Here is an 11,497-nt window from a genome sequence, read left to right on the forward strand (position 1 = left end):
TCGATATAAAGGCATTTTATTAAAATACACTTAATATCTTAGGTTATTTATGTTAATATTTTTAATATTAACATAAATCGAATTCAACCTACTTTTTATAAGAAAAACCATAAACTTTATTTTCCATTTAAAAACGAGATATGGATTGCATAAAATGAGGTTGAAAAAGTTTAGAAAACGCTTTCATTTCGTATCATAATTTTTTAAAAATACTACATAAATAAAGGGGATTACCAACAATGAACGTCTCTTTACTAACACCTACTACCGATTTACAAGAAGAATACTTAGATTTTTATAAAGAATGGAAAGATAGCGGTGAAACGATGATTCCGTGGGTTATCTCAAAAGATCCCTCTAATTTCACGGCAATGATTCAAGAACTTCACGATGCGCATAACGGAATAAACCTGCCCGAATCTTGGGTACCAGACTCTACCTATTGGCTCGTTACAGATAATAATAGAATTGTAGGAGCTGTTAATATACGTCATAGTTTAACCGAACATTTATTTAACTCTGGCGGTCATATCGGTTATGGCATTCGCCCTTCCGAAAGAAGAAAAGGTTATGCTACGAAGTTATTAGAATTATCGCTAGAAAAAACGAAGGAATTAAACATCGAGAAAGTACTTGTCGTTTGCGACGAAGTGAATACAGGTTCTGAAAAAACAATTTTACATAACGGTGGGCTTCGTGATGATGATTTTACTGAGGAAAATGGGAATGTAGTAAGAAGATTTTGGATTGAGCTATGAAGAAGTCCCCCAATACACATACTCTTGTTATAGAGAAATATAGTAGAAGTAATGAGCTAAAAGTAAAACAACTTATTGATTTATACAATGAAGAATCGTATCTATTTAACTTATTACGAGATAATAAAACAAAATATGCGTATGTTGCCTACTATAAAAAAGATGTAGTAGGCATCTTTTTTACCTGGAACAGTAGCTTCCATCCATACTGCACATACTTTCGAATATATACGAACCCTTTCTATTCAGAGCTACACATTGAACAGTTTTTATTAAACGGCTAGAAAACTTTAAACTCCCATTACAAACCTCTATATGGGAAACATCAGCTCATTTAAAAGCCTTTTATGAAGAACATAACTTTACGGAAATCCGAAGAACATATATGCCGATATTAGACGTACAAAAAATCATATCTATCGGGACAACGCTTCATTCAGATTATGATGTACAAAGCTTATCAAACATTTTATCCAATAATAGCTTCCTTGAAAAACTAGCTCACTTAGTAAAAACGAATTATGAAGATACTCACTTAGCAAATCCTGTTGCCTCATTCCCTCTCGGAGTTTGGAAAGAAAAAATCTTAGCTGATGATGTATTACTAGATGGGAGTTTTGTAATAATAGATGAAAAGAATGAAGTTATTGCGTACTCTTTCCTCCATACATCAGAAAAGGATAATACAGTAGAACTAGGGTGGTGTGGAACTCACACTACAGAAAATGTATCCTTACTGAAACCACTCATTTTCAAACAAGCTATGTATACAAATAAACACGGCTATTCTTTCATTCAAGGTGAATTCGATTCAACGAGTATATATGCAATGGAAATAATAAAATCCTTTCCTTTCAATCCTTGTGCTACTTGGATTACGTATCAAAAAGAAGCCGGAAAGTGATTATACACCTTCCGACTTCTTTTATGCTGTTTCTATTTCAAACTGCACTGTAATACCACTAGGATCTACTACTGTAAATCCGTTTGTACTTTCGTTTACTTTATGTTGTTTTTCTATTAATCTTTCTTTCACTTCATCTAACGCTTCTTTATACGGTAATACAATTGTATACACTTTAAGTCCAGTTGCATGTGCTGGTGGATGTGGATTATGTACTCCGTTCCACGTATTTGCACCTATATGGTGATGATACCCTCCTGCAGAAATGAATAAGCAGTCGTCTTCGCGTTGTTGCACTTCAAACCCTACTGTCTCTACATAAAACTCATGTGACTTCTCTACATCAGCTATTCGTAAATGTACGTGCCCAACGACAGTATTAGCAGGTAATCCATCAGCCTCATAATCAACGAGTGTTGCCAGTTCTTTTAAATCTAGCGGCGTACTTCCTCCTGGTCCTTCTCCCCATTGATCACGCGGACGGTCTGCATAAATTTCAATACCATTTCCCTCTAAATCTTGTAAATAAAACGCTTCGCTATACGTATGATCACTTGCACTATTAAACCTTGAAATGGGTAAAATTTCATTTGAATATGTATAACGTCCTTCTTGCTCAGCCGGACTATCAATTACATCCTTATTACGGATCACACCAAATAATGCCGAAGCAAACGCCTCACGAGTCGGAACTAAAAAGGCAATATGATACATACCAGTCGTACGCGGCTCTTGTAGCACCCCGTCCTCTAGCTTTTCAAGAACAAGTAACGTGTTCTTGCCACCTTTTCCTGATAAATATGCTTTATTCGCCTCTTGTTTAATTACTTCTAAGCCTACTACATTCTCATAAAAAGCAATTTGGCGCTCTAAATCTATCACTTTAAATTCAACATGACCAATACGTGTTTTCGGATGAATTTGTACCATGAATAACTCCATCTCCTTATCCCGATATTTTCCTATTTCATATAACCGTTACTATGAAGGATACAACTAAAATCACCCTATGTAAATATGAAAAGTCAGAATTTATACACATTTTTATTTTCGTAATAAAAAAGCCACCTATTCTAATTTTTAGAAAAGGCGACCTTATAACTCTTATCTCATTTTATGTACTTCAGCAACTAACTTTCCGCCCTGAATGCCCATATAAAGTTTCACAGGTGCATCATTCGTGTTTTCAAACACTAAGTCTAAGTATGGATATGCAATTGTAGCATCTCTTCCTTGTGGAACGTATCCTACCGTTTTAGAATGCGTTGTTCTCTCTACCATTTTCAAACCCGCTTGATCTGCTGCATTGTATAAAGTTGATGATGTTTGACAAACACCACCGCCGTATCCATCTACTAATTTACCATCTACAATTTCTTTTCCTAATTGGTATCCTTTATCTGGCGTTGTATCACCTATTAATGCATTGAAAGAGAAACTGTCCCCTTTTGCTAATACAACTCCATTTATGCTCGCTGCTGACAAACGAATATTCTCAATACGTCCACCTGCTGAGCCACCTAAATTCGTTTCATATCTACCAATTACCGTGCCACTTCCTTGCGCATCACTTAATGTAGCCGTAGGTTTTTTCTCAACAATAGGTAACTGATATGAAGAATCCCACATACCTACGTTTAATAATTTATTTACTAACTCTTTTTCCATTAATTCAAAAGAAGGCTTTCCTTCTTGCCAACTTCCGTCAGGTGCCAAACGTGATGGAACCATCTTTTTGTCTACGCTTTTCCCAACTTCGCTAGCAACCTTCGTTACTGATTTTTTAAATTTTGCTTCATCTTCAAAATAACCTAGACTCGATAAATCTAGCTTTTTCACTTCTGTACCTGTACGACCATCTACTAAACTAATAGAATCCTGTACTTCTGCTTTAGCCTCTACGGTGTGGCCACCAATATCACTTACTAATGCAACATCACTTACTTTCGTACCACAACCACTCACTATAGCTACACATAACACCCCTACTAATATACCCTTTACTTTACGGAACAATATACTCTCCCCTTTTTCCCAATATTACTTTTATGTATTATTTCATTTTTATGTATGTTTTGTTACAATCATTTTACAATATATTTATAAATTGTTACAAGTTATTTTTTACTCTATATAAATTACTCTTTTATTTTCCAAATGTCTATACATATTTACATAAAAGTTTGAGTTTGATAGAATTGTAACCTTTATGTAATCCTTCCCTATTATCCAGTATATACCATTAAACGAACGAAATACAAATGTAAAAACTCCATATTCATATTTATAAAGGAACATCCTGTGAACATAAATAGGTATTTGCCGTGCCACACTCCGCTTTTACACATACATTATGGTGAATTAACCTATTTTAAAGAAATGGAGGATGTTTTTATGTACCCCTACAATCCATACGATCCATATAACCAAAATGGTTATCAGCCTCAATATGATTTACAAGCACAATACCAACAATATATAGATCCAGCAGAACAAGTTAATCCATATGATCAAACTCGACAATTTCAACTTCCAATCTCTTTTCCTGGTGCCGGAAACCGTCAACTAGAAAGACGAGTAAACGAGCTTGAGCAAAGAGTACGTCAATTAGAAAACACGGTTGAGCGTCATACACGTAGATTAAACCGTTTAAACCAACGTTTACGTACTATAGAAAACAGACTAAACATTCCATTTGCAGCATTAGAAGACGGATTTTAATTTCGAAAGTAATAAATATTTAAAGGAAGGGGCTCCCCCTTCCTTATATAAATTGACGAAAGTTTTTTCCATCTCTATACTGATAAGAGTTAATGAAATGAAACAAGGTGATAAATATGGATTTCGAAATAAATTATCTTTCCTTTTATGTTGTACAAGTAGAAGGAAAAGGTGAAGCTGTTGATAAACGCTACAAACATTTTCAAACATTAGACGCTGAAGAGTATGAAGATAGCTCCTTAAAAGAATTTTTGAATGGTGAATTATTAAAAATTTCAAAGCGAAAAGTAGAACGTCATGCGAAAACAGAACAAGCTCCGACGAAAATCGGTCGCTTCATTGTAGAAGAAGGACACGAACTTGATTCAAACCCTCATTACAACTTATTTAATCGCATTCGCTTCGCGGAAACTAAGGAAAACTTCAAAGATATGAGTGAACCACTCGTTTATACATATCTTGACACAAGCGCTGTACGTGGTGGTGTATTTTTAATTGCACAAGCAAAACTACGTAAATATTTTGATGATCCATTCGTTTTCGTTATGAAATGTGACTTTGAACCGAAAGTTGCTTCTATTTCAGATGAATCTACATTGATTCGTAACGTTGAAATGGCAATCACAACAAAAAACATGAAATCTATCCAATATCCGTACATGCCTGAAGAAGGTATGGTCGAAGTGGGCGAACTAAAAATTCACCAAGCATCACATGCCCGTTACTTTGAAGACTTCTTAAAATTCGTCGAGTATGAACGCTCTATGCCTGAAATTATGAAAACTCAAGTAATGGACATGGTATATGACCAAATTGAAGATGTATTTGAAGAAGGTACGGAAGAACGTGAACAATTTGACCAAGCAATGGAAGTATGGGCTGCCAGTCCGAAACGCGAAATTATGGAACAATTTTCAACCGAAGAAGTAATGGAAGCTACTGCTCAAATCGTTGAGCATGCTCCTGAAGTGGAATTAAAGCTAAAAGCAGACCATATCTCTGTAAAGGCCCTGCTCGCTGATTTCGGGGATCAGATACACATCGCAAAGGTAAATGACCGATACGTATTAATGATTGAGGCTGATACACTTACGTTTGAAAAAGGCTTCTCTCCTATTGAGTTCCTGAAGCCAGATGAATTGCAAGATGTGATTGAGCGGATTGAGAATAAGCAGCAGTATTCTTATGATCCGAACGGGATTGAATAAATCCTTCTATATTAACTGTTTTTACTGGGCGCTTTTAATAAGCGCTCTTTTATTTGGAACATAGTTGTGACAGTTATATAAAAAAACCGATTCTACTTAGAATCGATTTTTCTGCTTTATAACAAAATATGCTTATTTTTGATCCAAGCGGACATTTGTTACAGTATTAAGTATATCGTTTCCTTGTTGTACAAGCTCATGTTCATTACAAGTATCTACTTCAATATTTCTAGTTGACCAAGTCCTTTTAGTCACTATGTATGTTGTTTAAGTGAAAATTTCACTTCACTACCTCAAATTTATTGTACTCGTAGAAAGATAATTGAAAACGATATTCCGGATGCTCTCTTATCCAATCGTAAGCTTCTTCTAAAATATCCATTTTGTTTTGTACGTCATTCAGTTCACTACATTCGTCCTTTTTCTGTTTGCACAGAGGACAAAATCCATTCACTATTTCAGCATTTGTCGCCCTAATCGTTTTACTTTCTAAGTCAACTACTAGACGAAGAAGAAAAGAATGCTCTTCTTTTGTAGTCACCGTCATTTCAGCAATTCCATCCTCATTCCAAAAGACTCCGTTTAATTCCATCTGTACGTTGACGTCTTTAATATCTAACTCTATCACTATCACACCTCCCCATATAAAACTCTTATCTTACTCTTTGATTCTAATCATGAATACACCTTAATTTTCAAAGTAATTATAATGACCCAATCACAACAAATCAATTGCTATTTAATATGAATATTTTATTCACCTATAAAAACAATGACGTTACATTTATGTAGCTAGAAATAAAGAAGAATGTCATTTAACCTCTGCATTCTTCTCCATCTCAGCCAAATACTTAATCTGCCTTTCCGCTTTTCTAACTGCCGTACGAAAATGCTTTTTCAAAAGTTCTATTGTGGCTTCACTTATATAGTATCTTTCCGTTATACTTTCCCACGTGTCACTACTTTCAAATGTACTCCAAACGAAAGGACGCTCTGTATTTTTTCTCATTTCTTTAAATACCCATTTTCGCATCTTTTTTTTCGCTTTTTCTGTTAGTTTTCCGTTTTCTACAAGTTCAAGCTCCCCATGTCTTTTGTACCGTTTATGAATATCTCTCTCGTTATATACTTTTAGAAGTATGTTGGCTGTATTCTCAGCATCTGCTAAAGCTCTGTGCTGCTTTCCTTCCCATGTTAAACCGAGCTGTTCTACTGCGAATTGTAAACTTGGTGTATGCTCAAATAATTCTTCATACGCTTGGAAAACAAATTTCTGCAAATCAAACTTTCTCTCTTTTTCCATAGAGGGGCATTCTACACCGTGCAACGTACAATCATGAGATAGAAAGCGATAATCTTCTCTTCCCCATGAAACAAATATAGAATCCCCTCCGATAAACTGAATAAATTTCTCTATAATTTGCGGGAATTTCTCTATACCCATTAAATCTTTCTTTGTAATCCCTGTTAATTTTGTCGTATGGCGAGTAAGCCTAGCACCCGGTTTTACTAATTCCGAAAATTCTCCAATTACCTTCATTGTACTTGCTTCTATTTTTACAGCCCCGATATCAACTATCTCTGACGGATCGTCTGATTTATACGGCCTGAAATTTCTCTCTATATCAAACACAATAAAATGTGTAGCGTTTTCCAATTTATTTACCTCTTTCTACATTCCTTTTCACACACATACTTTATTTTCAGTATTTATTTATTCATACACTTTATGCATGTAATACTTCGTCAAAAAACGAAAATTCAATCTCATTATGCTATGTACATAGGGGATTATTCAATAAAAAATGCAAAAAAAAAAGAAGGGCAAGCCCTTCTTTTTTCCACAATTACTTCTTGTTAACGTTAGTAGCTTGAGGTCCACGGTTACCTTGTTCTACTTCGAAAGTAACTTCTTGACCTTCTTCTAAAGTTTTGAAGCCTTCGCCTTGGATAGCTGAGAAATGTACGAATACGTCTTCTCCGCCTTCAACTTCGATGAATCCGAAACCTTTTTCTGAGTTAAACCATTTTACTTTACCGTTTTGCATGTAAAAAATCCTCCTACAATGTACCTATATGTACATATTCATTTTCAACCACTTTACAAAAATAAGTCAGACATTAAAAAAACTGCAACTCTGAGGAGATTTAACATTGCTATCCTCCTCGGAAGTTACAGCTCATTTAAATCTCTATATTATTAAAAGTAAAATGGTTTAAATATAATATATCATATCAATATAATAAAAGCAAAGTTTTTTTTGCTATACAACTTTTTTCTTCCACTGCATCGCTTTTGATTCACCTGATCCAGCTACAAAATAGCATTCTTTTTCGTTCACGATGCGCCATCCATGCCCTTTAACTGAGTCACATACTGTAACAATTCCTTCTTCTAGAAGCACACGACAAACAGTACTAATCCCCGCCTTATTTTGCGTTGACGTTGTATATAACACATGTTGATCTACACTTAAGTCCAAATAGCTACTTGTTTTCTGCTCACTTTGACATGTGTGCCAATATGTTTTTTCAATCTCAATACTTTCATCTACTTTACAAAAAGAAATATTCCCGCTAATCCCTTTGCACGATCCACTAGCTGCTACTAAATAAGAATTGTGTAAAGTCAACGCTGAGATCATCTGATTCATCACGATTTTAATCCTCTTTAATTTACGTGTTTCCAAATTAAAGAGCCAAACACCACCATATTTAGCATGTATTTTCGTGCCGATAAATAAGTAATGTTTATATAAAAATAACGATCGAATAGACGGTGCCCCGCCACCATACTCAAGAAATGGATGAATGGTTTCCCATGTCGAACCAAAATCATTAGAATGATACAACGTTTTATCTCCATGTGCAATGACAGTTCCTTTTTCATCACTACACACATTCCAACTCGTTGCTTTTGTTGGAAAACGCTGAACCGTCCAGTTCTCTCCACCATTCATACTACGAATAAAAATCCCTTCGTCACCTACACCATACACTACATTACCTTCGCTATGTAAATCCCTAATTCGTTTTTGAAAACCATGTAAACTTTGTTTCCATTCTCCGTCTTGTTCAATAAATAAGCCATTATATGTAGTAGCTAACATAAGCTTTCCATCTCTTAACTTTGTAATAGCGGTCGCACTTAACATTGTCTCCACGTTGACACTCCCATTCTTAGAACTTCTCAGCAAATGCAATTGCAAAATTACTGCATTTTTCAACATCCTCTTCATCTTCTGGAGCTAATTCAATTTTCAACCCTTCTTGTACAAGCTCTGCGCCGCGTTCTACAAGTTTCTCTTCAAATATCGTTACCGCTTCACAAAACAATTCATACGCCGTATCTCCTGATCCGAATACCGCTACTTTTTTCCCTGATAAATCTATATTTTCTAAGTCATCATGGAAATCTTCCGCTTCAAATGGTAGTTCACCATCTCCCCACGTATAAGATCCTAAAATGATTCCATCATAAGCTAATAATTCTTCAGCATCCATGCCTTCCATCTCTTGCAATACTACTTCATGATCAAAAGCATCTAAGCTAACTTTAATTAAATCAGCAATACTCTCTGTATTTCCTGACATACTTGCATAAGCTATTAAAATTTTCGCCACTTCGGCATCCCCCTCTTACAATAAATGATTCTCATTCTCATTATATTAATAATGAGAATCAATTTCAATTGTATTTTTTATTATTTCTATTTTCCGCACAAAAAAGCACAGATGACTATACAATCATCTGTGCTTTTTTATTACTTTTTAAAAATACCGAACGGCTTTCCAACTGGTAAAACAACTTTTCCGAAGTGTGTATTTAACACTGCTGCTGCTGAACCATAGAAAGATAATAATGAAATAAGAAGTTCAGAATATGCTGCTAAATTATGCATTGCATGCGGCATAACACCTAAAGTACTTAATGAAAGACCGATAAATAAGAAATCAATAAGGACGAAAATCATAAATAATACTTTATGTGTTTCCATTGCACCAATTGTCATAAAGATTGTGAAAATTAAATATCCGATAAAGGCTACCCCAAGCTGTTTTGAATCTGCAGCTTGTGCTAATTTTTCGCCAAATACTCCAAGTTGAATTAACCAAGTCATTCCAACACCTAACCAAAATAGGCCGTACGCACCGAATGCTGTTGTACCGAACGTATTGTTATGCTTCGCATCGTGAATGCACGCAAAGATTTGTGCAAATCCTCCTAAAAAGATTGCCCACGGTAATACAAGAGAAACGCCATCTGTTAAGCCTAACTTTTGAGATGATGCTACAAGTGTTACCATCGCTAATCCAAATAGACCAATTCCAGATGGATCCGCTGTTGTCATTTTCACATGATGTGTAGTTGTTTGATTGCTCATATAAACCTCCTGATTATAAACATACTCGAATACAATACTTAAATCAGAAGGCTATGTCAATGGTTTTTTTTGTATGTTGTCAGACCTTACTTTTTATAATGATTAAATATACTTCCGACTACTTCATACGGTTTTATATTCACTTCTTCCAACTCGTGTATCGGCAACCATAACGGAATATAAATCCCTCTATCTTTTATTTCGAATTCTTCAGCTTTACCACTTCCGAAAACTCCACCTATAATACGGGCGTTAAAATAATACTCCGTACCCCTATACTCCACCTTTGCAATAAGATGCTCCACTTTTATATGTACCCCTAATTCTTCATAAGCCTCTCGCTTCGTTGCTTCTTCAGCTGTTTCTCCTTCTTCAATTCCTCCGCCTGGAAAAACATAATATGTTTCCCCTTCTCGGATACGTTTTATAAGTGCGATTTTCCCTTCCTGCACAATGATAGCCGCGCCGCGATTTCTTATCATTTTACTATCTCAATATGAATCGCAACTGTTCCCCACTTTTCTTCTTGTTCTTTCGTATATATTTTGTATGTACTTTCTAACATTTCCTCTAAGCTATCATTTTCACAATCCAATAATTTTTTATCAATTTGTTCGTACATTTCTTTAAAGCTTTCGTATCGTTTTATTTCCGTTACTTTTACAGTGATCGTTTCCTCTGTCGTAAGATTCGTAAATACAATATGATCGCCTCGTTTTATAAGTTGACGTTTTGCATCGTATAAACGTACTTCATATACTTTTTTTCCTAATTGAATTGACTGAAAAGGTTTATTATATAACCCCATTTCGTATATCATTCATTCCACTCCTTTTTTCGTTGCGCCTACTACTATATTTGTGCATTACCAACTCATACAACACAGTTCGACTTACTCCAAGTTGCATATAATGGTCCATATCCATTACTTGCTTTAGAGAGGATGCTAAATTCGTTATGTTATATTTAAATCAAAAACCTGAATATAATAAATATGATATTGGTGATTATACTTATAGTAAAGTAGGGCCAACCATTTTTTCTTGGAACGATGAAACAAAATTAAAAATAGGAAAGTTTTGTTCATTAGGAGAAGAAGTCGTTTTCATACTTGGCGGCGAACATCGAGCAGACTGGATAACGACTTATCCATTTAACGCTCTCTTCAATGAAGGAGCACATATTACTGGTCACCCATCTTCAAAAGGTGATATCGTAGTCGGCAATGATGTATGGATTGGTTATCAATCCTGCATTTTATCTGGTGTTACAATTGGTAACGGGGCCATCATTGGAGCAAAGAGTGTTGTTACAAAAGATGTACCTCCATATGCAATTGTAGCTGGTAATCCTGCAAAATTTGTTCGATATCGTTTCCCGCAAGAAACGATTGACAAACTAGAGAATCTCGCATGGTGGGACTGGGACATTTCTGTTATAAAAGGAGCTATTCCATTACTACTTTCCGACAAAATCGACGAATTTTTCACCTCGCCCGAAAAAGAATCTACATGATTAATG

14 protein-coding genes and 1 pseudogene are annotated in these 11,497 nt (G+C 35.2%); 5 read left to right on the top strand and 10 right to left on the bottom strand.

Going from position 1 to position 11,497, the window contains the following annotated elements:
• The first annotated feature begins 239 nt into the window (after positions 1 to 239).
• Both AC3WTI_RS08340 and AC3WTI_RS08345 read left to right on the top strand, forming a co-directional pair.
• Positions 240 to 758 (top strand): GNAT family N-acetyltransferase, encoded by a 519-nt coding sequence (locus tag AC3WTI_RS08340; RefSeq protein WP_087958819.1) that lies wholly within the window; start codon positions 240 to 242, stop codon positions 756 to 758.
• Positions 755 to 1,662, top strand: a pseudogene (locus AC3WTI_RS08345) (GNAT family acetyltransferase). The gene AC3WTI_RS08340 and the pseudogene AC3WTI_RS08345 overlap by 4 nt, the downstream one beginning before the upstream one ends.
• A 21-nt stretch (positions 1,663 to 1,683) precedes the next feature.
• On the opposite strand, the gene AC3WTI_RS08350 reads toward AC3WTI_RS08345, so the two are convergent.
• Both AC3WTI_RS08350 and AC3WTI_RS08355 read right to left on the bottom strand, forming a co-directional pair.
• Positions 1,684 to 2,592, bottom strand: a complete 909-nt coding sequence (locus AC3WTI_RS08350; RefSeq protein ID WP_097841616.1) for a VOC family protein — start codon at positions 2,590 to 2,592, stop codon at positions 1,684 to 1,686.
• Between the two features lie 174 nt (positions 2,593 to 2,766).
• Positions 2,767 to 3,678, bottom strand: a complete 912-nt coding sequence (locus AC3WTI_RS08355; protein ID WP_097841617.1) for a VanW family protein — start codon at positions 3,676 to 3,678, stop codon at positions 2,767 to 2,769.
• 363 nt (positions 3,679 to 4,041) lie between these two features.
• On the opposite strand from AC3WTI_RS08355, the gene AC3WTI_RS08360 reads away from it, so the two are divergent.
• Complete coding sequence (locus AC3WTI_RS08360; protein ID WP_142286796.1) at positions 4,042 to 4,383, top strand: hypothetical protein; 342 nt, start codon at positions 4,042 to 4,044, stop codon at positions 4,381 to 4,383.
• Positions 4,384 to 4,499: 116 nt separating this feature from the next.
• On the top strand, positions 4,500 to 5,591 hold the full coding sequence (locus AC3WTI_RS08365) for a DUF3900 domain-containing protein (protein ID WP_000345047.1): 1,092 nt from the start codon (positions 4,500 to 4,502) through the stop codon (positions 5,589 to 5,591).
• 280 nt (positions 5,592 to 5,871) lie between these two features.
• Here the strand turns inward: AC3WTI_RS08365 and AC3WTI_RS08370 are convergent, their stop codons facing one another.
• The 8 genes from AC3WTI_RS08370 to AC3WTI_RS08405 form a co-directional block, all read right to left on the bottom strand.
• Positions 5,872 to 6,219, bottom strand: a complete 348-nt coding sequence (locus tag AC3WTI_RS08370) for a hypothetical protein (protein ID WP_142286764.1) — start codon at positions 6,217 to 6,219, stop codon at positions 5,872 to 5,874.
• A 183-nt stretch (positions 6,220 to 6,402) separates the two neighbouring features.
• Positions 6,403 to 7,248 carry an exonuclease gene (locus tag AC3WTI_RS08375; RefSeq protein ID WP_087958814.1) on the bottom strand — a complete coding sequence of 282 codons (846 nt, stop codon included), beginning with the start codon at positions 7,246 to 7,248 and terminating at the stop codon, positions 6,403 to 6,405.
• A gap of 190 nt (positions 7,249 to 7,438) precedes the next feature.
• Complete coding sequence (gene cspB, locus AC3WTI_RS08380; protein WP_001179150.1) at positions 7,439 to 7,639, bottom strand: cold shock-like protein CspB; 201 nt, start codon at positions 7,637 to 7,639, stop codon at positions 7,439 to 7,441.
• 216 nt (positions 7,640 to 7,855) lie between these two features.
• Positions 7,856 to 8,755 (bottom strand): WD40/YVTN/BNR-like repeat-containing protein, encoded by a 900-nt coding sequence (locus AC3WTI_RS08385; RefSeq protein ID WP_097841618.1) that lies wholly within the window; start codon positions 8,753 to 8,755, stop codon positions 7,856 to 7,858.
• A gap of 16 nt (positions 8,756 to 8,771) precedes the next feature.
• Positions 8,772 to 9,215 carry a flavodoxin gene (locus AC3WTI_RS08390; protein WP_001062755.1) on the bottom strand — a complete coding sequence of 148 codons (444 nt, stop codon included), beginning with the start codon at positions 9,213 to 9,215 and terminating at the stop codon, positions 8,772 to 8,774.
• Between the two features lie 140 nt (positions 9,216 to 9,355).
• Positions 9,356 to 9,976, bottom strand: a complete 621-nt coding sequence (locus AC3WTI_RS08395; protein WP_000070938.1) for an acetate uptake transporter — start codon at positions 9,974 to 9,976, stop codon at positions 9,356 to 9,358.
• 86 nt (positions 9,977 to 10,062) lie between these two features.
• Positions 10,063 to 10,458 (bottom strand): NUDIX hydrolase, encoded by a 396-nt coding sequence (locus AC3WTI_RS08400; protein ID WP_097841619.1) that lies wholly within the window; start codon positions 10,456 to 10,458, stop codon positions 10,063 to 10,065.
• On the bottom strand, positions 10,455 to 10,796 hold the full coding sequence (locus AC3WTI_RS08405) for an ASCH domain-containing protein (protein ID WP_087958811.1): 342 nt from the start codon (positions 10,794 to 10,796) through the stop codon (positions 10,455 to 10,457). The genes AC3WTI_RS08400 and AC3WTI_RS08405 overlap by 4 nt, the downstream gene beginning before the upstream one ends.
• A 137-nt stretch (positions 10,797 to 10,933) precedes the next feature.
• On the opposite strand from AC3WTI_RS08405, the gene AC3WTI_RS08410 reads away from it, so the two are divergent.
• The gene (locus AC3WTI_RS08410) at positions 10,934 to 11,491 is read left to right on the top strand and encodes a CatB-related O-acetyltransferase (protein WP_087958810.1); all 558 of its coding nucleotides are present in this window, start codon (positions 10,934 to 10,936) and stop codon (positions 11,489 to 11,491) included.
• The last annotated feature ends 6 nt before the right edge of the window (positions 11,492 to 11,497 follow it).

It is taken from the genome of Bacillus sp. EB106-02-03-XG38 (assembly GCF_058792175.1).